Annotated in this window: 20 protein-coding genes and 1 pseudogene; 18 read left to right on the top strand and 3 right to left on the bottom strand. The window is 42.6% G+C overall.

Going from position 1 to position 24665, the window contains the following annotated elements:
• Positions 1–45 precede the first annotated feature (45 nt).
• The 6 genes from AR328_RS14780 (at position 46) to prmC (ending at position 6143) form a co-directional block, all read left to right on the top strand.
• Positions 46–489, top strand: a complete 444-nt coding sequence (locus AR328_RS14780) for a hypothetical protein (RefSeq protein ID WP_066296710.1) — start codon at positions 46–48, stop codon at positions 487–489.
• A gap of 203 nt (positions 490–692) precedes the next feature.
• A complete protein-coding gene (locus AR328_RS14785; protein ID WP_066296712.1) occupies positions 693–1670 on the top strand; it encodes a DMT family transporter in 978 nt (325 codons plus the stop codon).
• Positions 1671–1745: 75 nt separating this feature from the next.
• Entirely contained in the window at positions 1746–2399 is a 654-nt protein-coding gene (locus AR328_RS14790; RefSeq protein WP_066296717.1) for a GntR family transcriptional regulator, read from the top strand.
• A 242-nt stretch (positions 2400–2641) separates the two neighbouring features.
• Positions 2642–3985: a serine hydroxymethyltransferase gene (glyA, locus tag AR328_RS14795; RefSeq protein WP_066296724.1), complete on the top strand. Its 1344-nt coding sequence runs from the start codon at positions 2642–2644 to the stop codon at positions 3983–3985.
• A gap of 219 nt (positions 3986–4204) precedes the next feature.
• Positions 4205–5278 (top strand): peptide chain release factor 1, encoded by a 1074-nt coding sequence (gene prfA / locus AR328_RS14800; protein WP_066296726.1) that lies wholly within the window; start codon positions 4205–4207, stop codon positions 5276–5278.
• Positions 5271–6143 (top strand): peptide chain release factor N(5)-glutamine methyltransferase, encoded by an 873-nt coding sequence (gene prmC, locus AR328_RS14805; RefSeq protein ID WP_269433523.1) that lies wholly within the window; start codon positions 5271–5273, stop codon positions 6141–6143. Before prfA ends, prmC begins: the two co-directional genes overlap by 8 nt.
• 356 nt (positions 6144–6499) lie before the next feature.
• Here the strand turns inward: prmC and AR328_RS14810 are convergent, their stop codons facing one another.
• The 3 genes from AR328_RS14810 to AR328_RS14820 all read right to left on the bottom strand — a co-directional run bounded on the left by AR328_RS14810 (position 6500) and on the right by AR328_RS14820 (position 11437).
• Entirely contained in the window at positions 6500–9370 is a 2871-nt protein-coding gene (locus tag AR328_RS14810) for an ATP-binding protein (protein ID WP_066296728.1), read from the bottom strand.
• The gene (locus AR328_RS14815; RefSeq protein ID WP_066296730.1) at positions 9367–9729 is read right to left on the bottom strand and encodes a response regulator transcription factor; all 363 of its coding nucleotides are present in this window, start codon (positions 9727–9729) and stop codon (positions 9367–9369) included. Before AR328_RS14815 ends, AR328_RS14810 begins: the two co-directional genes overlap by 4 nt.
• A gap of 88 nt (positions 9730–9817) precedes the next feature.
• Positions 9818–11437: a GGDEF domain-containing response regulator gene (locus AR328_RS14820; protein WP_231734865.1), complete on the bottom strand. Its 1620-nt coding sequence runs from the start codon at positions 11435–11437 to the stop codon at positions 9818–9820.
• Between the two features lie 357 nt (positions 11438–11794).
• Between AR328_RS14820 and spoIIR the strand changes: the two genes are divergently transcribed.
• The 12 genes and pseudogenes from spoIIR to AR328_RS14875 all read left to right on the top strand — a co-directional run bounded on the left by spoIIR (position 11795) and on the right by AR328_RS14875 (position 24510).
• Entirely contained in the window at positions 11795–12460 is a 666-nt protein-coding gene (gene spoIIR, locus AR328_RS14825; RefSeq protein ID WP_066296736.1) for a stage II sporulation protein R, read from the top strand.
• 146 nt (positions 12461–12606) lie between these two features.
• Positions 12607–13050 carry a GNAT family N-acetyltransferase gene (locus tag AR328_RS14830; protein WP_066296739.1) on the top strand — a complete coding sequence of 148 codons (444 nt, stop codon included), beginning with the start codon at positions 12607–12609 and terminating at the stop codon, positions 13048–13050.
• 167 nt (positions 13051–13217) lie between these two features.
• The gene (locus tag AR328_RS14835) at positions 13218–14255 is read left to right on the top strand and encodes an L-threonylcarbamoyladenylate synthase (RefSeq protein WP_066296742.1); all 1038 of its coding nucleotides are present in this window, start codon (positions 13218–13220) and stop codon (positions 14253–14255) included.
• Positions 14256–14480: 225 nt separating this feature from the next.
• Positions 14481–15032, top strand: coding sequence for a manganese efflux pump MntP (locus AR328_RS14840; RefSeq protein WP_066296745.1), 552 nt, complete (start codon positions 14481–14483; stop codon positions 15030–15032).
• Between the two features lie 753 nt (positions 15033–15785).
• Positions 15786–16220, top strand: coding sequence for a low molecular weight protein arginine phosphatase (locus AR328_RS14845; RefSeq protein WP_066296750.1), 435 nt, complete (start codon positions 15786–15788; stop codon positions 16218–16220).
• A gap of 142 nt (positions 16221–16362) precedes the next feature.
• Positions 16363–16602, top strand: a pseudogene (locus AR328_RS23490) (HAMP domain-containing protein); the annotation flags it as partial.
• A gap of 12 nt (positions 16603–16614) precedes the next feature.
• On the top strand, positions 16615–17541 hold the full coding sequence (locus AR328_RS14850) for a methyl-accepting chemotaxis protein (RefSeq protein ID WP_442854457.1): 927 nt from the start codon (positions 16615–16617) through the stop codon (positions 17539–17541).
• A 155-nt stretch (positions 17542–17696) separates the two neighbouring features.
• Entirely contained in the window at positions 17697–18137 is a 441-nt protein-coding gene (gene rpiB / locus AR328_RS14855) for a ribose 5-phosphate isomerase B (protein WP_066296759.1), read from the top strand.
• A 375-nt stretch (positions 18138–18512) separates the two neighbouring features.
• Complete coding sequence (locus AR328_RS14860; RefSeq protein WP_066296761.1) at positions 18513–19079, top strand: TIGR01440 family protein; 567 nt, start codon at positions 18513–18515, stop codon at positions 19077–19079.
• A 185-nt stretch (positions 19080–19264) separates the two neighbouring features.
• The gene (gene glyA, locus AR328_RS14865) at positions 19265–20506 is read left to right on the top strand and encodes a serine hydroxymethyltransferase (protein ID WP_066296763.1); all 1242 of its coding nucleotides are present in this window, start codon (positions 19265–19267) and stop codon (positions 20504–20506) included.
• Between the two features lie 487 nt (positions 20507–20993).
• Positions 20994–21623, top strand: a complete 630-nt coding sequence (gene upp, locus AR328_RS14870) for a uracil phosphoribosyltransferase (protein WP_066296766.1) — start codon at positions 20994–20996, stop codon at positions 21621–21623.
• A 649-nt stretch (positions 21624–22272) separates the two neighbouring features.
• Complete coding sequence (locus AR328_RS14875; protein ID WP_066296769.1) at positions 22273–24510, top strand: S8 family serine peptidase; 2238 nt, start codon at positions 22273–22275, stop codon at positions 24508–24510.
• Positions 24511–24665: the final 155 nt, after the last annotated feature.

Here is a 24665-nt window from a genome sequence, read left to right on the forward strand (position 1 = left end):
GGAATCTCCGGTATAGTGGACATGCTATAAATGGAGGTGTAAATGATGAAGAGATGGTTTGTTATTATTATGCTTCTTGTATTATCAGCGGGCTGTACGAATTTTAATCGTGGAGTTGAAAAGCTTTACGGGCCGAATGAGGATCAGGATGGGTTTAGAAATGTATCTACCCGAAATGATGACCAGGACTATAATACAAGGGCTTGGACAATGGATGAACAAAATCCTAATTTTCCTAATACGACAGGAACGAATAGGGTAAATCAGCAGTCAGAAATTGATCAAGCACGCCAGGTCATCGATGCCTTAGATGGCTACCGTTCTGGTCCCGTATGGATCAACGGCGATGATATGTGGGTCACGGCTTATAAAAAAGGCATGCTGACTGATAGCCAAAGAACAAAGGAAGCGTCTATGCTCCGAAAAAAACTAGAACATGCGCTGCCCCGCTATCATATTGAAATTAAAGTTCAAGAGGATCGAAGGTAAAATGCCTTGCTGCTGCAGCAGGGTTTTTTTTGTTGTGGATTGTCCGCCTTGGTGGACATAGTGTCCGCAAGTTTCTTCAACTATTGAGTTTAGTACAAAAAAATCTCCCTCAATCTAATAAAAACAGTTGATTAAAAACCAAAATGCGATATATTAGTTATATGAATTTAACATAATATTTCAAATTTTGGGGAGAGAACATCATGCGGCCAATCATAATAGGGATTTTTGCGGCTTTCTTTTTTGCGTTTACATTTATTTTTAATCGGTCAATGGAGCTTTCAGGGGGAAGCTGGATTTGGAGTGCTTCGTTACGATATATATTTATGGTGCCATTTCTAATGCTCATTGTCGCAAGCAGAAGGAATTTAAAGCCGCTTTTAATTGAAATGAAAAAGAATCCGGGCGCCTGGCTTCTATGGAGCTTAATCGGATTTGGACTTTTCTATGCCCCTATAAGTTTTGCGGCAGCCTATGGTCCAGGATGGCTGATTGCTGGAACATGGCAAGTGACGATCATTTCGGGCTCACTGCTTGCTCCATTATTTTTTGAAACAAAGCAAACACGAAACGGCCCGATTAAAGTGAGAGGAAAAATTCCGCTTATTGGTCTGTCGATGTCATTGATCATCCTTCTAGGTGTTGCGTTTATGCAATTGGAGCAAGCAAGCAATATTTCTGGAAAAATGCTCATGCTAGGAGTGGTGCCGGTCATTATTGCCTCATTTGCCTATCCATTAGGGAACCGGAAAATGATGGAGGTTTGCGGAAATCGGTTAGACGCTTATCAGCGGGTGCTAGGGATGACATTGGCAAGTCTGCCGTTTTGGTTGCTTTTATCTATATATGGAGTAGCTACTGTTGGGCTGCCGAGCACAGGACAAACCTTTCAATCACTTCTAGTTGCACTGTTCTCTGGAGTGATTGCAACAGTACTCTTTTTCAAGGCAACGGATTTGGTAAAAGGGGACATGCAGAAGCTGGGAGCTGTAGAAGCAACACAGTCATTTGAAGTTTTATTTGCCGTAGCGGGAGAGATGCTCATTTTATCAGCACCCGTTCCTTCGCTTGTTTCTTGGATCGGCATTCTCTTAGTCATTGCGGGTCTAGTTCTGCATAGCTATGTTTCCAACCGGGAAAAACCGTTAAAGGTAACGGCGGTAAGATACAAATCTAGCTAAGCAAAAACTCATAAGGCTGCTTTTGCCTGTCATGCTTAAATTGACAGACAAATACAAGGTTGATATATTGGTTTTATGAAGATTATTAAAACGATTGCGCGCCCTGCTTTAAGAGATCAAGTATATGAGTCATTGAAGAAAGCCATTGTGACATTGGAATTAGAGCCTGGCCAGCGGATTATGGATAAGGATTTAGCCACACAGTTCGGTGTTAGCAGAACGCCTGTGAGGGAAGCACTTAAAAGGCTGGAGGATGAAGGTCTTGTTGAATCATTGCCAGGCTCGCAAACTCGGATTACGGAAATTCATTTAGAGGAGGCGAAAAACGCGTTTACCGTTGTTGCTGCCTTGCATGGGTTAGCTGCACGGCTGGCCGTACCGTCTATTACGGAAGAAGATATTCAGCTAATGGAAGAAAGCAATGCTCAGTTAAAAAAGGCATTAGAAAATAAAAATGTTTTAGATGCGGTCGAAGCAGATGACCAATTTCATGCGATTCTGTTATTAGCTTCCGGGAATCAGGAAATAAGTCTGGCATTAGAAAGAATGATGTCGAAGGTTCGGAGACTGGAATTTTCGAAGTTTAGTTCTCTTGATGGGATGAAATCGATTGCGGAGCACGATGAAATCATTTCCGCCTGCAGAACCAAAAATCCAAGCCTAGCCAGTTCACTGTTAGAAGAAAATTGGCTTAGCCTAGGAAGGCTATTAGTCGGAGATGAGGAATAAAGAGAATCATACACTTTTTGAGTATAACATTTGTTGTACTCTTTTTTATTTTGTCGAAAATTAATATTTGAAAAAATAAAATAATCAGAAAAATAACATTGACTGTTTAAACAATATGCGATATATTGGTTTTGGATTTGGGTTTTCTAATGCAGCTCTGAGTTCTCATACGATAATCAGTCAGAATGTTGTGCTTTTTGTAAAGGGATTGAACTAGATTATAAATTTAGGAGGAAACGGCAATGACTTCACTTACCACAACGGCTGGAAATTATGATGTTCACGACTCAAAGGTATTAGATTGGGCAAAGGATATTATTGAAAAAAGCTCTTCTGCGAGATTAATTCAGAAGGAAATTATTGATGCTGTCGACCGGAATGCCATTTGGAGAGGGCAGGAGTGTCTGAATTTATTGGCCCCTGAGGCGCCGACAAGCCCAACAGTAAGACAATTATTAGCTTCTGAGGTGGGAACAAGAGCGGCTGAGGGTCATATTGGGCCAACGCAAAGATGGTTTTCCGGAACGAAATATATAGATGAAATTGAATCTTTATGTGTGGAATTGCTGAAAAAGGTTTTTAACAGTAATTATGCAGATCATCGCCTTGTGGCAAGTATGATCGGGAATATGACGGTTTATGCTGCGTTGACGAAGCCTGGGGATAATATTTTAACAATTGCTCAGCCATTTGGCGGCCATTCCAGTAATCGTTATGATGGACCTGCGGGAATTCGCGGCTTGAACATTTACGATGTTCCAATGGATCCTGTTGATCTCGTTGTAAATATCGATGAGTTTGCCAAGGTGGCGAGGGAGGTAAAGCCTAAGCTCGTAACGCTCGGTGCTTCCATGACACTGTTCCCATTCCCGCTGAAGGAAATGTCCGATATTGTGAGCGAATGGGGCGGGAAAATCTTCTTCGACGGTGCCCATCAGCTCGGCCTTATCGGCGGCGGACAATTTCAAGATCCATTAAACGAGGGTGCCTGTGTCATGACAGGCTCTGCTGGAAAAACATTCAGCGGACCACAGAGCGGAATTATTGTCTGGAATGATCCTGAGCTAACGAAGCCAATTTGCGATACGATTTTCCCGGCACTTGCTGCCACTCACCAAGTGAACCGTGTAGCAGCATTGGCTGCATCAGCAGCTGAATTCCTGGCGTTTGGAAAGGAATACATGGCGCAAATTGTGGCAAATGCCAAGGCACTGGCAAAGGCATTGCATGAACGGGGCATTACAGTACTCGGAGCTCATAAAGGTTTTACTGAAACTCATCAAGTTATTGTAGACGTGAAGCATTTTGGTGGCGGGCTTGATGTCGCTCATAAACTGGCAAAAGCGAATATCATTACGAACAAAAATCTGATTCCAAGCGATAAACCTGAAGATTGGGATTTCCCAAGCGGCCTGCGCATAGGTACGATTGAAATTACCCGCCTTGGCATGAAGGAAGCGGAGATGGAGATCATCGCAGACTATATTGTCAGTGTGCTTGAGGATCGGGATACGGTTGAGAATATTCGCAAACAAGTCATTGATATGCGTTCTGCTTATCAAAAAATCCATTACTGCTTTGACTAATAAATTGTCCGAAGAGGCTATCGTTCTTAAAACGGTAGCCTTTTCTATTGCTTTTTCCAAAATATTTTTGACCTCATCTTTCACCTATACTATAATTAGAATGTTATGGACTTTATTGGTGAATAAGCGTGAATCGCTCACTTTTAGCGTAAACGTATTGAATAGATATAGCTCGGAAATAATACTCCGAAGTGTTATGGAAATTAGAGGTGAAATGCTGTGTTTGATCGTCTTCAATCTGTAGAGGACCGCTATGAAAGATTAAATGAGCTTTTAAGTGATCCGGAAATTGTTAATGATCCAAAAAAATTGCGCGAATACTCGAAGGAACAGTCAGATATTCAGGAGACTGTTGACGCTTATCGTGAATATAAGGATGTTCGTGAGCAGTATCAAGATGCGAAAGCCATGCTTGATGACAAGCTGGATGCGGAAATGCGTGAAATGGTAAAGGAAGAGCTTGATGAGCTGGAAGACAAGGTCGAGGAATTAGAAGCTCGTTTGAAGATTCTTTTAATCCCGAAAGATCCGAACGATGATAAAAACGTTATTATGGAAATTCGTGGAGCAGCAGGCGGAGATGAAGCTGCCTTATTTGCCGGGGATTTATACCGCATGTACAGCCGTTTTGCCGAGATGCAGGGCTGGAAAACGGAAGTCATTGAAACACACTCAACTGGAGTGGGCGGCTACAAGGAAATTATTTTTATGATTAACGGAAACGGCGCTTATTCAAAATTGAAGTTTGAAAATGGCGCTCACCGCGTACAGCGTGTACCGGAAACAGAATCTGGCGGTCGTATCCATACTTCTACGGCAACGGTTGCGGTTTTACCAGAGGCAGAGGAAGTTGAGATTGAAATTCATGATAAAGATGTTCGTGTGGATACGTTTGCATCAAGTGGACCAGGTGGACAGAGTGTTAACACCACAATGTCAGCTGTTCGTTTAACACATATTCCAACAGGTACAGTTGTTTCCTGCCAGGATGAAAAATCGCAAATTAAAAATAAAGAAAAAGCCATGAAGGTTTTACGTGCGCGTGTGTATGATAAATTCCAACGGGAAGCACAGGCTGAGTATGATCAGGCCCGTAAATCCGCAGTTGGTACCGGAGACCGTTCTGAGCGTATCCGCACGTACAACTTCCCGCAAAATCGTGTAACAGACCACCGCATTGGATTAACGATCCAAAAGCTTGACCAAATTCTTTCAGGGAAATTGGATGAAGTAATTGATGCGTTAATCGTTGAAGAACAGTCAGCTAAGCTGGAAAGTGCATCAAATGAGTAATCAAGCTATGAAAGTCTATGAAGCCCTCCAGTGGGCTTCTTCTTTTTTAAAAGAAAAAAATCGGGATGACAATGCGGGAGAAATATTATTGCAGCATTATATGGGAATGGACCGGGCGAAGTTTTTAGCTAGCCTGCGTGAAGAGGTGGAGGCGCGGGTTTTCGAGGATTTTAAGAAGGCGGTGCTTCTTCATAGTGAGGGTAAGCCCGTTCAATATATTATTGGAATTGAGTCTTTTTATGGGCGGGATTTTAAAGTAAATGAGGATGTGTTGATTCCTCGTCCTGAAACGGAGGAGCTGGTTTATCACACGCTGAAGCGGGTGGGGAAGCTTTTTGGAAAGAAGGAAGGTCTTAAATTGGCGGATATTGGGACGGGGAGCGGGGCCATTGCCGTCACATTGAAGCTGGAGAATCCTGATCTGGCTGTAACCGCGACAGATATTTATGGACCGACTCTGCTTTTAGCGGAGGAAAATGCTCGTCATCTTGGTGCTGACGTTCGATTTGTTCAAGGGGATCTACTGAAGCCATTTATTGATGGTGGCGAGAGATTTGATATTGTTCTTTCCAATCCACCATATATTCCGGATGGGGATATTGAATGGATGTCAGAGGTCGTGACTGAGCATGAGCCTCACCGGGCACTGTTTGCAGGAATTGATGGGTTGAATATTTATAAAAGGCTAGCGGAGGAGCTTCCGTTTGTTGTCCGCGAAGAGGCGTTGATTGGTTTTGAGGTTGGGGCCGGTCAAAGTGAAGCTGTGGCTAGTCTGCTGAGTCGAGCCTTTCCTGGAGCAAAAGTGGAGACGGTCTATGATATTAACGGGAAGGACCGAATGGTATTTGCGGAGGTTGGGTTTTAGGAAATAGGGTGTTCTTATAGTGAGTGTTTTGGTCAATGAAAGAGGAAAACGCGAGTTATGAATGGTTCATAGTACTCGTTTTGGTGAATGAAAGAGCAAAACGCGAGTTATGAAGGGTTCATAGTAAGTGTTTTAGTTAATGAAAGAGGAAAACGCGAGTTATGGAGAGTTCATAGTACTCGTTTTAGTCAATGAAAGAGGAAAATGCGACTTATGAATGGCTCATAGTAATCGTTTAGATCAATCACAATAAAAAAACGCGACTCATGAATAATCCACAGCAAGCATTTTTACACAAATAAAATTAGCTCAATCCCAAGCCAAAAGCCCTTAGAAAATCTCTAAGGGCCTTAAATTCAAGTATTCTGTTCCTCAGGAACTAAAATTTGTCCCCTTTTACCGGTTTTCAGCAGGGTTTGGTGGATTGCTTCTGATAGCTCGCTGGGTTTATATGGTTTAATGAAGAAGTCATTGGCTCCGAGGGATAATCCCTTCTCCTTCTCATCCAAGGCAGTTGAGATGATAATTGGGATATTTTTCAGGCGCTCGCTTTCCTTCATTTTTCTCATAATGGTCCAGCCGTCGATTTGTTCCTCCAGCAGAATATCGAGCACGATGGCGTCCGGTGTTTCCTTCTGAAAATAATCCAGTGCTTCTTCACCCTTTGCAAAGCATGTTACATGGAACCCGCTTTCGGTTAATTCATTTTGAATAAGCTCAGACAGGCTTTGGTCGTCCTCAACTACCGTGACGTTGAAATCGGCAGCCGGCATGTTAGGTAAATCGGTCGTTCCTACCGGCTTTGCATTCCCGACTGTAGGGAAGGAGAGGCTGAAGGTACTTCCTTTGCCATAGTGGGAGGTGACCTTGACCGCCCCATTATGGGCTTTCATAATTTCTTGAACAATAGCCAATCCCAAGCCAGTCCCGCCAATCGTTCTCCGATCCGAATTATCGACCCGGAAAAATTTAATAAATAATTTATCCAGTGCATCCGCTGGGATCCCCAAACCATGGTCCGTAATATCGACCTTGAGACTGGAGCCCTCCCCGTAAACATCAATTTTAATATCTCCGCCCTTAGGGGAATATTTAATGGCATTGTTAATAAGGTTCGTAAAAACATGCTCCATTTTCGAACGGTCGCCGTTCACTAAATCATTTTCAACAAACGGATGAAGCTCAATCCGATGAAGATCGGTTTGAACTTGCTGCTTTTCAATGACCTTTTCAATAATCGGCACGAGCTTTATGAATTTCTTTTCATACGTTTGTTTGCCGGATTCCATCCGTTGGACATCTAAAAAATCGTTAATTAACGCAGTCAAGCGTTTAGCCTCATTTAAAATCGTTGTTAAATATTTCGTTTGCTTTTCCGCCTTCAGCTCCCGATTCAGCATTAATTCGGTAAAGCCTAGAATACTGGCTAATGGCGTTCGCAATTCATGGCTGACGGTGCTGACAAACTCTGATTTCATCTGGTCTACTTCAAATTCCTTTGTCATGTCGCGATGAACGATGACCGTGCCGAAACGTTCCTCTCCATCATATAGACCTTCCAAATACATCTTAATAACCTGCTGGGAGTTTTTCATTTTATACGTAAAAGAGTGCTCTTCCTCTGAACGATTGTTAAGGGCATCTGTCAAAAATGCGATAAATTCATGCTCATCCTCGACAAACTCCTTCATCACATCTGTCCATTCGTACCAAGAAAGGCCAATGAGACTAAGGTTTTTCTCACGGGGGAAAAGCTCACATAATTGATTATTCACTTGAAGGATTTTCCCGTCCGAATCAATTAGCTGGATGCCTTCTTTTACCGTATCCATAATATTTTGGTTTAATTTGCGACTTTCCTCAGATGACTCATAAAGTCTAATTTTTTCAAGAGAGATTCCGATTTGCTTAGACAAAGCCTCGTATTCTTCCATTTGATTTGGCTGAAAATGCCCCCCGAACCGGCTAAATACCATAATCGCCACAACCTCATTTTCTGAGGAGAGAATAGGCATATACAAATCATGTCCATACGAAACCGCCGTATGATAGCCTTTTTCCTCAGGCTGTAGTTCACGCCTAATTGTGAAGACCTGTTTCGTTTTCTTAAGTCGTTCATGTAAGCCATTATCGATGTATTGCTTAAACTGCCGGGTGCCAGCTTCAGAAATTCCGAAAGAAGCAGAGGCATCTTCGTTCAGCATGACAATCATTCCACTGTCAGCATCAAGAACCTCGCACATATTCGTGACAATGCTTTCCAACACTTCTTGTTTCTCAAGAGAATTCGAAATGCTGTTTGTCAGCATGTTTCTTCTTTCTAGCTTTCTTTCATTTTCCTGCACAGCCGAAAGCATCGATTCCAGTTCAAGCTGCTGTGCCTGCAGCTCGTCCTGCTGGGCCATAAGCTCTTCATTTTGAGCAAGCAAGTCCTGTTCATTTTCCTGTATACTCTTAATCATTTTTCGAAAAGCAACGGACAGCGCACCAAGTTCATCATCCCGTTTTTCTTCTACTTCAATGACCGCTTCCTTCCCAAGGGCAATTTCATTCGCCGCTTTGGAAAATTGAGCAAGCGGCTGGCCAACTTTTTTGACCATGACCCTGATGAAGAGGAATAGGATGAAAAGCAGTGCCAGAAAAAGAATGATAAAAACCGACTGAATCAATGACTGCTTTTCCGTTAATTCAGTGGCTTTTGCATTTAAGTTCTTCTGCACACTTTTTAAATAAGTTTTAGAATAGACTTGAAAGTTCTTTATCTTTTGGAATCCGATAGATTGGACGATTTGAATGATTTCATCTTTTCGCCCGGCTTCAATATAGGAGAACGTTTCAGGCAATCTTTCGATGAAATAATAATCGATCATTTCCCTAAGTTCCCTGGCATACGCTTTATCCTCTTGCGTCACGGCAACGGCTTCCAGCTGCTTATGCAACTCATTTAGCCTTGGCAATTGGGCCAAAGCCTCTTGCTTAAACTCTTCATTTTCAAAAGCAATGTAGCTGCGGGCATCCAAAACGGCAAGATTAAAGGATTCATCAATTTCCGCCAAAAGCCCTTGCTTTTCAACAAGCACCTGCCGCTCCTTAAAATAAGTTTCATTTATTTGCTTATGGGTCAAAAATAAACTCGAAGCAATCCCGATAAAAAGAAGGGTAAACAAGCTGATGAGGGTAACAAATTGCCTGGAAAGGCTCCTTCTTACATATTGATTAAGCTTCACCTTAGAATCTCCCCAACCTTATTCAAAAGATGGAGGGGGCTGAACGGCTTGGCCATAAAGTAGTCTGCCCCAGCTGCTAATACACGGTCCTGTTCATACTGCTGGCTTTTTGCAGATAGCATCAGAATTTTCACATGCTGATTTTCGGCATTAGACCGGATTTTTTCAATAACCTCTAATCCTGAAAGACCTGGCATCATGTAATCAACGATGATTAAGTCATAGTTATTTTGGTAAAATAAATCCAATGCCTCTTGGCCATCAGCGGCTTCGTCTATTTCGAAATCTTCATCCTCAAACGTATCCACAATCAGCATTCGTAAAATCTCTTCATCTTCTGCAAGCAAAATTCTTTTCATATTGAGTCCTCCATACATCACGATGGGTTAGTATTTTGCGGGTTCCCGCATAGCAACGGAAAAGAACAGCGGCCAAATTCGCCAGCATTTACGATAGTCTTTGGATAAGGCGCTGGATCCTTGCTTCCAATTCCATAATGCTAAAGGGCTTTGTCATATAATCATCCGCCCCAAGCCTCAGGGCTTCGGCAATATCGCTTTCACTTTTTCGTCCCGTCAGCATGAGGACTGTCATTTCCTTCGCGTTTTTCGCCTGTTTTACCTTTTTCAGCACCTCAAGTCCGTCCATGACAGGCATCATGCCATCAAGAATTAAGAAATGGCCGCCTTTTTCTTCAAGTCTATTGGAAGAAAAGAACTTTAAGCCATCCTCATACACTTGAATATCTAGTTCAAACTGATCGAAATTCATATGTTGCAATATTTTCATCAGCATCATTCGAATAATGGCATCATCATCAATAACCGAAACACGTAAAAGCCTCTTAGCAGGAGTTACCTCAATCTTATTCGCACTTTCCACACGGGCCCGGCCGTTATTCTTCGCCTCATAAAGGGCGGAATCAGCCATTTTTATGACTGCTGACGTATCCAAATCTGGATCGGTAATCATATATACACCTGCTGAAAAAGAAACAGAAAACTCTTGGCCATTTTCGCTAAAAATTTTACCCTTAAATTCCTGGATCAGTCTTGTTAGGACATTCTTTGCTTCCAAATCAGTGGTCTGCGGGAATAAAATAATAAACTCTTCCCCGCCAAAACGGAAAACAGTATCCAGACTTCGGACATTCTCCTTCAAGAACTGGGCAAAAGCAACAAGGACACGATCCCCTGCAATATGACCGTATGTATCATTGACTTTTTTGAAGAAATCCAGATCCATCACAGCGAGAGTGAAGCATTTTCCGGTCCTTTTCAGCTCCTTCATGCTCTTTTGCATCGTATCCTGAAGGAATTTACGATTATATACTTGGGTGAGCTCATCAATGAGGACAGATTGATCGAAAATCTTCTTTCTATCTAAGTGCCGTTCCATCCGTACTAAAAACTCTTCCAAATCAATCGGCTTTTCAATAAAGTCATCTGCGCCCATTTTATATGCCTGAATTCTAGTCTGCCTGTCATTTTGAATACTGATCATGATCTTCGGGATAAATTTCTTGTTCGAGTGCCTTTGAATATCTTCCAAAATTTGAAAGCCATTTTTCTTTGGCAAGTTAATATCAATAATGAGGCAATCCGGGCGCATATCAAAATATTGCTCAGTTGCCTTAAGCGGATCGGTGTTCGCCAGCACCATCCAGCCCCTACTCTCCATCGCATCCTTGAGTAGAATGAGCATCGAAATATCGTCATCAATCAATTGAATAAGAGGGACGTTTTCATTTCGAGGAATAGCTAGCTTTTCTTCTATCTGGTTAAAATGCTCGTATTCATAGCTAAATTCTATCAATTCATATAAAAAGTCACGAAGCTCCTGATTAGTCCAAGTCTCGTTTTCCTTAGTAGTAACCTCGTCCATTAGCTTTGTGGCAATCTGATGAAGGCCGCCAAGCTGCAGCGTCCCAGCTGTTCCCTTAATCGAGTGAAGAAAGCGGAATATTTCTTCATTCGTAAACGTGGCTTCCATGCCATCTTCAAACCATTCTGTCAGCTGCTCCTTTACCTTTTGGAAAAGAAGATCTTTGTATTTATCTAGATTCATAGTATTCACCTCAATTTGACTAAAAAAACCGGCCATACGATGATTGGGCCGGTTTAGTTCGAAAGAGAGACCTGCAATCACAGTAGGCTGAACGATATATAGATGATTGCAGCAAAAACATATTTTAATAGAATAAGAGTATAATGAATCTTTTTCCCAACAAACAAAATATAGTCTTCACATAATCATTCGTCAATCATTTTTCTCTGTAAAACTAAATTGCCGTTGAAGTTCGGAGTAATCACCGGCCAACGACTTTTTGCAGTATCTGCTATTAATAGATTAAATTTATTAATTTTACTAGTTTAAGATTTCGGTTCCTTGACCACAATGAGTTAGTGAAGGGGCGTGGAGAATATGAAAACAAAAACAGCGGTAAATTTATATATAATTATCTTATGTTTGGGTACGATTTTAAGTTTATATATACCACAAAATGAAACATTGACCGAAGATCAGCTCGTCATTCCAAATGAAGCGATCCGTCTTAGAATTCTAGCAAATAGTGATAGAGAAAAAGATCAAGTCATCAAGCGACAAGTGAGAGACGCGGTGAATGCGGAAATTACTAAATGGGTCGCAGAGTTAACTTCAATTGATGAGGCCAGAAGCTTACTACAATCCAAGCTGCCGGAAATTCAAGCAATCGCAGAAAAAGTGGCAGCGGAAAACCAATCAGCACAAGCGGTTAAGGTGAACTTCGGCAAGGTAGATTTCCCAACTAAGCTTTACGGCCAATTCCTTTATCCGGCAGGTGAATATGAAGCCATTCTGATTTCGCTAGGTGACGCGCAAGGAGCTAACTGGTGGTGTGTATTATTCCCCCCGCTATGCTTCCTCGATTTCTCAAATGGGGTAGCGGTAAGTGATGGATTTGAGGAAGATGGAACGAAAGAAGTGGCCGCTGCAGAAACCAAGCCGGAGAAAGAAGAGAAGGCACCTCCAGTCTATACGGGAGAGGACGAACAGCCTGTAAGAGTTAAATTTTTCTTAGTCGAGCTTTGGGAGAAAATTTTCGGATAAGGAACTTAGTAACTGCTCAAAAATATTATTTTCTGCATAAAGTTCTACTATCTCTATTTCTTCATATGAATATAGTAAGTTTCAACACATCTACTAGAACAAAATGGGTGAAATTTATTAATAGACTATATGAATGAGGTGGAACGATGGCTGCTTTCATACGATGTGCAGTGGCAGAGGATGTTGAGAGATTAACAAGTTTTTTGGCAGAGGCGAAACTTAATACGGATGGACTTGCGGAATCCATCGATTATTTTTTAATCATGGAGAATGATCAGGGAAATGTGAAAGCAACGCTTGGGATTGAGCCATTAGGGACAATGGGATTGCTTCGTTCTCTTGCCATGACAAAGGAAATGACTGAAAACGAGCTGTTCGTCCTATTCGAGCAGATCCTAATGTTAGCAAGAGACAGGAAGCTGCGATCTCTTTACCTTTCCTCCAATAAAAAAACCTCGCTGGCCTTTTTTCAGCTGCTAGGTTTTAAAGAAGTGGATAAGCGGAGCTTGCCGGCGGAGCTTTATGAATCCGACCATGTAAAACATATTTTAACTGTGGACAACTCATTCTTTTTGACATTATCCGTGTAAAATGTGGATATATTGGCGAAGTTATGCACAAATGTGAGCAATCTGTCCACAAATTGTGGATAATGCTTGAGTTATCCTCCATCTTCTTTTATACTTTCAAAAGTAATTAACATGTGAATAAAGGATTTTATTACGATATTAAGGTGACAAAAAGAAGGTGGAGCATCATGAATACGGAAAGATGGTCAGTGGATAAATATGTGGATGATCTCGAAAGTTATCCACAAATTGCACAGGCTGCTGACCTTTTAAAAAATAATGAAGTCGTAGCATTCCCGACAGAAACGGTTTACGGCTTGGGCGGTAACGCGGAAAATAGCGAGGCTGTAGCAAAAATTTTTGCAGCTAAAGGGAGGCCAAGTGATAATCCACTGATTATCCACATTGCGGAGGAACACCAGCTTAATGATTTTGCGAAGGACATATCAGATCAAGCTAGACTTTTGATAAAGGAGTTCTGGCCAGGTCCGCTTACTCTTATTTTTAAAAAGAAAGAGGAAAAGCTTTCGGATCAGGCGACAGCAGGGTTATCCACAGTAGCTGTTCGTATGCCGGATCATCCGGTTGCGTTAGCCATCCTCAAGAAATCGGGCCTTCCGATTGCCGCACCGAGTGCAAACCGCTCAGGAAAGCCAAGTCCGACAACTGCTGAGCACGTGTGGGAGGACCTGAACGGGAAGATTGCGGGAATTGTGGACGGTGGCCAAACAGGTGTAGGTGTGGAATCGACTGTATTGGATTGCACTGAAGAAATCCCTGTTATTCTGCGGCCGGGTGCCGTGACAAAGGAACAGATAGAGGCCGTGATCGGTGAAGTTTCCGTTGATGCAGCGCTCCTCGATGCAGGTCAGGCGCCGAAATCTCCAGGAATGAAATACCGCCACTATGCTCCAGATGCACCGCTCTATTTAGTGAATGGGTCAAGGGAGTTTATCCAGGAACTTGTGGATAAGAAGAAGGAAGAGGGGTTGACCGTTGGGGTGTTAACAACTGTGGAAAACGAAGCCTTCTATCAAGCGGATTATGTCGTTCCTTGTGGACAACGCGAAAATCTTGAAACCGTTGCGAGCTATTTATATGAAGCATTGAGGAAATTCAACAATACAAACGCAGATATAATCTATAGCGAAATGTTCCCGAATGAAGGAGTCGGCGTTGCCGTCATGAACCGCCTGATGAAGGCAGCGGGGCATCGCGTGATCTGATGGGACGAGGGGCGGCCTCGTCCCTTTTCTGTTGTCAGAACTTGTCCTTGATGTACGAAGTAATCACCAGCGCAGAGAAATGAAGCCAACGACTTATACTTCTAGGTTGGTGCAGACACTAATGAATGTTTTTTGATAAAGCAGGAAGGGGAACAGATTCCTTTTCGATTCTAAATTCTCTTGGACGTGCATATGTTGAAATAGCAAGTCCAAGGAGGAGAAAAGATGGCAGATTTATTCGGAGAAATACTAACACTCACAATCATGGCGTTTGCCCTGGCCATGGATGCCTTTTCAGTGGGCTTGGGGATGGGCATGTATAAGCTCCGCCTTAGACAAATATTCACAATTGGTGTGACAATTGGCTTTTTCCATATTTGGATGCCCCTCATCGGAATGATTGCCGGGAGATTATTATCAGATAAATTCGGTGCCATTGCCACCTATGTCGGCGGCGGGCTCCTGCTCATATTAGGTATACAAATGGTCTGGTCAGGATTCCAGCAGGAAAGAAGCAGCATGATTACCCCAGTGGGAGCCGGCTTAATGCTCTTTGGCTTCAGTGTAAGCTTAGACAGCTTTTCCGTTAGCTTAACTTTAGGCATTTACGGAGCCAAAACGTTGTTAGTTTTGACATGCTTCGGTGTCACCGCCACCTTCCTAACGTGGATGGGCCTGCTCATAGGCAGAAAGGTCCAGGGCTGGCTCGGCACCTATAGTGAAGCCCTTGGCGGCAGCATCCTTTTTGCGTTCGGGATTAAGCTGCTATTGGGGTAGGGAGCAGCGCCAGCGGATTTGTTAAACATACTTTTCGGAAAGGATGGGGATGTCCTTTCTTTTTTGTTGTCTACTAAGAATGGGATACCTTAAAAATGTCTAAAGTAAGCGTTTTGGGGTTTCTGCATGGAAAAGGAGTACTATGAACGAGTCATGGTGAGCGTTTCGGGGTTTCTGCTTGAAAACGAGTGTTATGAACGAGTCATGGTGAGCGTTTTGGGGTTTCTGCATGGAAAAGGAGTACTATGAACGAGTCATAGTGAGCGTTTTGGGGTTTCTGCATGGAAAAGGAGTGCTATGAACGAGTCATAGTGAGCGTTTTGAGGTTTCTGCATGGAAAAGGAGTGTTATGAATGAGTCATGGTGAGCGTTTTGGGGTTTCTGCATGGAAAAGGAGTGCTATGAACGAGTCATAGTGAGCGTTTTGGGGTTTCACCTTGGAATAGGAGTGTTATGAACGAGTCATAGTGAGCATTTTGAGGTTTCTGCATGGAAAAGGAGTGTTATGAATGAGTCATGGTGAGCGTTTCGGGGTTTCTGCTTGAAAAACGAGTGTTATGAACGAGTCATGGTGAGCGTTTTGAAGCTTCTCCTCGGAAAATGATTGCCAGTAAGCGTTTGGAAGGGTAAAGTCACAAAACGCTAACAAAGCCGGTTCAATGTAAGGTTTTTCTAATCTTTTAAAAATTTTCACATTCAATACTATTGAATCTGGGGATTTTGGCTTATAATGGGATGAAAGGAGGCGCAGCTATGACTCGAATTTTATTTGTGTGTACGGGGAACACATGTCGGAGCCCGATGGCTGAGGCCATTTTGAGGAATATGGGGCCCCTTGGAGTAGAGGTGAAATCAGCAGGCGTTTATGCTCAGGATGGAAGCGATGCGTCCGAACATACACGGACGGTTCTGGCGGAAGAAGGAATCGGCATCGACCATCAAGCTTCCATGATCAACGAAAGCCTAGTGAATTGGACAAGCTTTATTTTGACGATGACGGAAAGCCATAAGGCGGCAGTCACTCGGACGTTTCCAAATGCCTCGGGAAAAACATTTACGTTGAAGGAATTTGCCGGAAATGAAGGGGACCTGGATATTATTGATCCTTTCGGGGGCCCAGTTGAAATGTATCGAAAAACCTTCAATGAGATGAAAATCGCTATATCCGAAATAATAAAAAAATTATAAAGCAATATTTTTCAGGGGGAGCATAATGGGAGAAAAGCAAAGATACAAATTTGGTTTAAGAAAGAAACTTGTATTTTTTATTACGATTTTAGCCATCATTACATATTCAACAAGTGCATTCTTTATCTATTTCCTATACCCGATGATCCAAAATTCACTGCCTGTCAATGAGGCCCTTTTCAGCGTTATTACATTAAGCTTAGGGATCATTTGGTCGGCGCTCTTGGCCTTTTTCGCTGCGGGCTTCATTATAAAGCCATTGCAAAAGCTAGAGAAAATGGCATTAAAGGCTGCGCAAGGGGATATTCAAGAGGATGTGGAGTTAGCGAAATCAGATGATGAAATTCGCTCACTCGGGGTTGCCTTTAATGACATGCTTGCGAATTTAAGGGAAATGGTTCAAAAAATTGATGAGAACTTTCGCGAAACGAATGATAAGGTCATTGCGATTTCCAAGGAATCCTCTTATGCGGCAGATCAGGCAAATTCCATTGCTCGAACGATCAATGAAATCTCACTTGGAGCTGACAACTCAGCGATTGCGATTCAGTCCACCGCGGAACTGGTTGAAGATGTAATTAGCATTGCGGAAGAGGTTCAAGAGAAAGCGAGAGCTTCTGTATCCGTTTCAAGTGAAATGGTTCAGGATCTCCATGATTCTAAAAAGGTGATTCATTCTCTCGTATCAGGCATTGAAAAGCTTGCTAATGAAAATCAGGAATCCTTACAAACGGTTATTCGTTTAGAGGAGAATGCAAGAAAAGTAGAGCAGATTATTCAGCTTGTCGGTGACATTGCCGCTCAGACGAATCTACTTGCCTTAAATGCTTCCATTGAAGCAGCGCGTGCCGGGGAGCATGGAAAAGGATTTGCCGTTGTTGCGGAGGAAGTTAGGAAACTAGCTGACGAAAGTGCAACCGCGGTTCAAGGAATTTCTGAATTAATTTCGAATATCCAAGCTGAAGTTCAAAATGTCGTTAAGCAAATTTCCGAGCAAGTCGAGACCGCTAATAATGAAGCGAAAAAAGGAACAGAAACGAATATAGTCATTGAGGAAATGACGAAAACCGTCAACGAAATGGCTTCCTTTGTTTCGGCCATTACCGATTTAGTCGACCGCCAAATGGAAAGCATTCAACATACATCCACACAATCACAAGAGGTCGCGGCAATTGCGGAAGAAACCTCTGCAGGTGCTCAGGAAGTGGCGACAGCGACAGACCAGCAAAACGAAGTCATGTCGAATGTTGAAAATCTAGCTAATGAACTAAAGGTACAAGCAGAAAAACTAAAGAATACGATTACGAGATTTCAGATTTGATAGAGGAGAGTCTTCTGTTTTCAGGAGGACTCTCTTTTTTTTAAAAAAAGGGTCTTGCGGCTCACTCTTACAAAAAGGTCTGCTTGCACACTTCTCATTGCTTATGTCAAAATAAAAGCATACTCAAATGTTTCTAATAAATAGGAGGATTATATATGAAGGTTGCAATTGCGTCTGATCACGGCGGCATTCACATCCGTGAAGAAATTAAAGCGCTCATGACAGAAATGGGCATTGAATTTGAGGACTTTGGCTGTGATTGCGAAACGTCTGTGGATTATCCGGATTATGCGTTGCCTGTTGCTGAAAAGGTAGCGAAAGGTGAGTTTGATAAAGGGATTCTTGTTTGCGGAACTGGAATCGGGATGAGCATTGCCGCCAATAAGGTGAAGGGCATCCGCTGTGCACTTGTACATGATACCTTCAGTGCGAAGGCAACACGTGAACATAATGACAGCAATATGCTAGCCATGGGGGAACGCGTTATCGGTCCAGGGCTGGCACGTGAAATTGCAAAGATATGGCTGACAACGGAATACGAAGGCGGACGCCACGAAAACCGTGTTGGCAAAATTAAGGATTACGAAAGTAAATAAGGTGAAGCTTCCGGTTATCGGACAGGTTTTCGGGAAAACTTTGAAACCTGTCCGGATTCCTTGATTTGTTGGACAGGTTTTCGGAAAATCATAGAAAGTTGTCCATGAAACCCGATTTATTGGACAGGTTTTCGGAAAATCATAGAAAGTTGTCCATGAAACCCGATTTATTGGACAGGTTCTTGGAAAAACGCAGAAAGCTGTCCATGAAACTCGATTTATTGGACAGGTTTTCGGAAAAACGCAGAAAGCTGTCCGTGAAACTCAATTTATTGGACAGGTTCTCTAGAAACACGCTGAACCTGTCCAAAACAACATCTTTGGCAAGGCCTGTTTTATCTAAAAAAACAAAGCTTCCGAAAGGGTGAGCTTATTATGATTCATATTTGGGAAAAGCAGCTAACAGATATTATTCAAGATTTTGGTGAACAAGTGTCCCTTGATCAGCGGCATATTTTAGTGATTGGCTGCAGCACGAGCGAGGTGGCAGGGAAGAAAATCGGAACGGCTGGCACTGAACAGGTAGCCGAGATGATTTTTTCCAAACTAAAAAGCTTTAGTGAAAAAACAGGTGTGGCCCTCGCCTTTCAATGCTGCGAACATTTGAATCGTGCTTTAGTTCTTGAGCGGCAAACAGCGGAGCGGAGAAATCTTGATGAAGTAACCGTAATTCCGGTTCGTACGGCTGGCGGAGCCATGGCAACGTATGCTTTTGAGCATTTCGAGGATCCGGTTGTGGTCGAACATATTAAGGCGGACGCGGGAATCGATATCGGCGATACTTTCATCGGCATGCACATGAAGCATGTGGCTGTTCCAATTAGAACTGCTCAGAAATCGGTCGGCGATGCGCATGTGACCTTAGCTAAAACGAGACCAAAGCTGATCGGCGGCGCAAGAGCGGTATACGAGAGAAAAGCGGAAAATGAATCTTGCCAGTAAGGATAATATGAGTTCGCTAAAAAGGAGAGTCTTGCATCATGCAGGGCTTTCCCTTTTTAAATTGCTAAAGAATATATCATCTTCTTTTCACAAACGAAACGTGATACTATATAATAGAATTTTCAAAAGTGGTAGAGTGTATTTATTTTTTTGAAAATAGTTGAAGGAAAAGGGAGGCCTATTAGATGAAGCATCTAGCAAAGCAAGATGAGCTAATTTTCAAATCCATTCAAGATGAATTAGGACGCCAAAGATCAAAAATTGAATTAATCGCGTCTGAGAACTTTGTGAGTGAAGCAGTGATGGAAGCACAAGGGTCTGTGCTAACAAATAAATATGCAGAAGGCTATCCTAGCCGCCGCTATTATGGCGGATGCGAGCATGTCGATGTTGTCGAGAATTTAGCTCGTGACCGTGCGAAGGAAATTTTCGGAGCAGAGCATGTGAATGTACAGCCGCACTCTGGTGCCCAAGCGAACATGGCGGTTTACTTCACTATTTTAGAGCCAGGCGATACGGTTCTTGGTATGAATCTATCTCATGGCGGTCACTTAACACACGGCAGCCCTGTAAACTTCAGTGGCGTTCTATATAATTTTGTGGAGTACGGTGTGGACGAAAAGACTCAATTGATCGATTATGATGTCGTTCTTGAAAAAGCACGCGAACACAAACCAAAGCTGATCGTGGCGGGAGCAAGTGCTTATCCACGTGCGATTGATTTCAAACGTTTCCGTGAAATCGCTGATGAAGTGGGAGCGATTCTGATGGTGGATATGGCTCATATCGCTGGTCTTGTAGCAGCTGGCTTGCATCAAAACCCAGTTCCTTATGCGGATTTTGTGACGACAACTACTCATAAAACTCTTCGCGGCCCGCGCGGCGGTATGATTCTTTGTAAAGAAGAATACGCGAAGAAAATTGATAAATCCATCTTCCCTGGCATTCAAGGTGGTCCATTAATGCATGTGATTGCGGCGAAAGCTGTTTCATTTGGTGAAGCGCTTCAAGATGAATTTAAAACATATGCAGCCAATATCATTTCCAATGCGAAGGTTCTTGGGGAATCTCTTCAAAAAGAAGGAATCAACCTTGTTTCTGGCGGAACAGACAATCACCTATTATTAGTTGATTTACGTTCACTAGGCCTAACTGGAAAAGTGGCTGAACATGTTCTTGACGAAATCGGTATCACTGTGAACAAAAACACGATTCCGTTCGATCCGGAAAGCCCATTTGTAACAAGTGGAGTCCGCATCGGTACAGCTGCCGTCACATCCCGCGGATTCGGGGAAAAAGAAATGCAAGAGATCGCATCCATCATTGCTCTTACATTGAAAAACCACGAAGACGAAGGCAAGCTTGAGGAAGCAAGAAATCGTGTCGAAGCTTTAACAAGCAACTTTACTCTATATCCTGAATATTAAAAAATCCTGGGTCAGATCCTTTTCGAATGGGTCTGGCCTTTTTTTGCGATTAAATCCATGGGGAATGCGGTTAAAACGGATTTTTTCAGTCCATTAGGATAAGTTGTCAGGTAGATTCGCTGTGTTTTGGCAAAATAGTAGCTAGAATAGTTACATTATATGGAAAATGTAAGGTTATCAAGACTGTTTCCCTGTTTTATCAGCCGATTCATACAGTTTGTCAGCCAATTTCATAAATCTGCTAATCCCCAATTGATTCCTCCACACATTATGAAGATTCCATAACAATTTTAAATCAAAGTTGCCGTGAGAAAAGTTTTTCTGTAAAATTAGACGAAGTGCAAGATGAAGAAAAATGTCGAAGGTAGAATAGCTTCCTTATAGTTGCTAACCCTATTGAAGAAATGGAAAGATTTTTTTGAGAGGGCAGAAGGAAGATTCTTCATTAATAGGAGCATGTCTAAAATAGAAAAGGAGAGATTTTTATATGGCAAAAGTATTCGTATTCGATCATCCACTAATCCAGCATAAACTTACATACATCCGCGACAAATCAACAGGGACAAAGGATTTCCGCGAGCTTGTCGATGAAGTAGCCACGTTAATGGCGTTTGAAATTACGAGAGATATGTCATTAGAAGACGTTGAAATCGAGACGCCGATTAGCATGACAAAATCAAAAGTCCTCTCTGGGAAAAAGATCGGAATCATCCCTATTCTACGCGCAGGAATTGGAATGGTCGATGGAATCTTAAAGTTAATCCCTGCTGCAAAGGTCGGCCATGTTGGGCTATACCGCGATCCAAAAACATTGCAGCCTGTAGAGTATTATGTAAAGCTGCCTAGCGATGTGGAAGAAAGAGATTTCATCGTCATCGACCCAATGCTTGCGACAGGCGGATCCGCCATCGAAGCCATTCATTCCTTGAAAAAACGCGGCGCAACACATATTAAATTCATGTGCCTAGTTGCCGCGCCTGAAGGAGTCGAGGCACTCCAACAGGCTCATCCGGATGTAGATATTTATATCGCGGCCCTAGATGAAAAGTTAAATGACCACGGTTATATCGTTCCTGGACTAGGAGATGCGGGAGATCGATTGTTTGGAACGAAGTAAGACATTTGGGGATAGCGCTATTCCCTTTGTAAGGTTCTTTTGTACTTCCATTTATTAACTATTGTTGATGTAAAATGTCCTCCAATCCTTTTGGGGGCAGAGAAGAATTTGAGAAGCCATTACTTTTTAGACTTATTGGCGGATTATCAAGAGGAATATAAACGCAATTATTGAGATTAGACTGGTCCTGGTGAAGGGGCCAGTCTTTTGTTCCTTGAGTTGATTTTTGAAAAAATTAGAATAGGATCCCTCAACATAAATGGGTTATAGTTAGCGTTTTAGAGGAGTTGTGGCAGAAATGCTGAATATGAGCGGGTCATGGAACGCATTTTTGAAAAGATGAAGGAGAAACACTCACTATGAAAGGTTCATGGAACGCATTTCGGAGAAGTTGAAGTAGAAACGCGAACTATGAAAGGTTCATGATAAGCATTTTAGAGAAGTTGAAGCAGAAACGAGAACTATGAGTGGTTCATGGTACGTGTTTTTGAAAAAATGAATTAAAAACACTCACTATGAAAGTAACCGCTCACATAAGAAGAGCAACCCCTTATTTTTCATTAGCCATAGCCAATCAAACTACCAACAATCCTCCCGCATATTTCCCCTCTATAAAGAAAACCCTATTTAAAAAAAGGGGGATTACTATATGAAAAAACTAAACATATTTTTACCCCTCATCTTCATGCTGCTTTTCCAATCAACCGCAAATGCACAAACACTGGATCACCCTCCCATCCCAATGGAATCTTCACAAAACAAAAAGGTATCGATCATCATTCTGGAAAAAGAAAAAAGCGAGCAGGAAATCAAAAAGCTCATCCAATTTGTACCCAATCTGGAATTACGGCATATCTACAAATACGCCTTTCACGGATTTTCCGTAAAAGGCACACAGGCAGATATTGATCAGCTTTCCAAACTTGCTGGTGCAAAAATGGCTTCACCCGTTAATACGTATACGGTTCATGCGGACGAAAGTGTGAAAATGATTGGAGGAGAGGAGGTCAGGGGTTTATTTGATGCCAAAAATCAGCGATTAACGGGGAAAGGCGTTAAGGTTGGCGTCATTGACACAGGGATCGATTATACCCACCCTGATTTACGAGCGAATTATGGGGGCGGCTATGATTTAGTTGACAGAGATCACGACCCGATGGAAACTCAGGCTACACAAGGGGAGGGCACCCTCCACGGAACGCATGTTGCGGGGATTATTGCCGCAAACGGAAAAATTCGCGGGGTTGCGCCGGAAGCCACCATCATTGCCTACCGGGCACTTGGACCAGGGGGAAGCGGCACCACCGAGCAGGTGATTGCAGCCATTGATCGTGCCATAAAGGATAAAGTGGATGTTCTAAACTTATCGCTCGGAAATAATGTGAACGGTCCTGATCTTCCGATAAGCCTAGCGTTAAATAAAGCAGTGGAAAAGGGGATTACGGCTGTTACGTCTTCGGGAAATTCGGGCCCGAATAGCTGGACGGTCGGATCGCCTGGCACAGCCTCCAAAGCGATCTCAGTCGGCGCCTCAACCCCTTCCTTGAACATTCCCTATGTGGATATTGCCGGCCAAAAGTTAAGACTTGAGCCTCTGCAAGGATCTGTAGAATGGGATTTTAATAAATCCTATGAAATCATCAAAGCTGGATTAGGGAAAAAGGAAGAATTAAAGGAGGCAAAGGGTAAAATTGTTCTACTGGAGAGAGGAGAATTGACTTTTACCGAAAAAGCATTAAATGCCCATGATGCAGGTGCTGTTGCCGTTATGATTTACAATAATACGAAGGGGGCCTTTTTCGGAAATTTAGAGACGGATGTGACGATTCCAGTCACGGCAATGTCAAAAGCGAACGGTGAAAAAATAAAAAAAGCCTTAGCCAAAAACAAAGTATTTGCCAGAACCCAAATAATAGAGGAAAAGGATGTTCTTGCTGACTTTAGTTCCCGCGGTCCTGTGACCTCCACATGGGAAATAAAACCGGATGTCGTTGCACCGGGGGTTGCGATTAACAGCACCGTACCTGGCGGGTATTTGCCTTTACAAGGGACAAGCATGGCTGCGCCTCATGTAGCGGGAGCCTGTGCATTAATTAAGCAAGCCCATCCCGACTGGGGTCCAGAGGAAATTAAAGCCGCACTTATGAATACAGCAAAACCGATATTCAATCAAAAAGGAAAGCTGTACCGGACATTCGAGCAAGGCTCGGGAAGAATTCAAATCGAAAAGGCACTAAAGACCAATACCTTGGCTACGCCTGGATCCCTTCAATTCGGGAAATTCCAACTTGCAGACAGCCTGCATGAGCACTCAAGCTATGTGACCGTCAAAAATATCGGCACAAAAGGTCAATCCTATTCTTTTTCGATTCCGCCTGCAGAAAACGGGCTAAGCTGGAAATTTCCTTTATCCTTCTTCTTAAAGCCGGGCGAGAAAAAAAGAGTGGAAATCAAGCTCTCTGCGGATCCGGAGCTGCTAAACAAAAAAATATATGATGGCAATATTACATTAAATGCAGGGCCACAAACAATTAGCCTGCCCTATCTTTATGTCCTTGAAGAACCTAATTATCCTCGGGTAATGGGATTTGGTTTGGGAAAAGGGGATAAAAAGGATATGTATCGCTATGAGGTGTATTTGCCAGGAGGAGCGGAGGAGTTCGGGATCGCCATGTTTGAAGCGGAAAGTCTGCGCTTTGTTGGATTTTTAGACTGGAAAAGGAATGTTGGAAAAGGGCAGCTTTTGCAGGAAATCGACAGTCAGCAGCTTCCGGAACCGGGTCTTTATCTGATCAAGGTTTTTGCCAAAAAGGCGGGAAAAGAGGATTCAATTGAGTCATATTTATTCATTCAGCCAAATGGCCAATTAGTTGTGCAAAGTAGCTAAATATAAAGAGCGTACCAAATGTACGCTCTTTTTTCAATAGTTTTGGCGAAAATTAAATTGTGATAATTATGTGAACATACCATATTTCCATCATTTTCAATGTGACTTTTTTCACTACAAACACGTTGACATTGACAAGGGCCTATTGTATGCTT

The organism is Bacillus sp. FJAT-29937, from assembly GCF_001509555.1.
In the GTDB taxonomy this organism is placed as follows: domain Bacteria; phylum Bacillota; class Bacilli; order Bacillales; family Cytobacillaceae; genus Cytobacillus.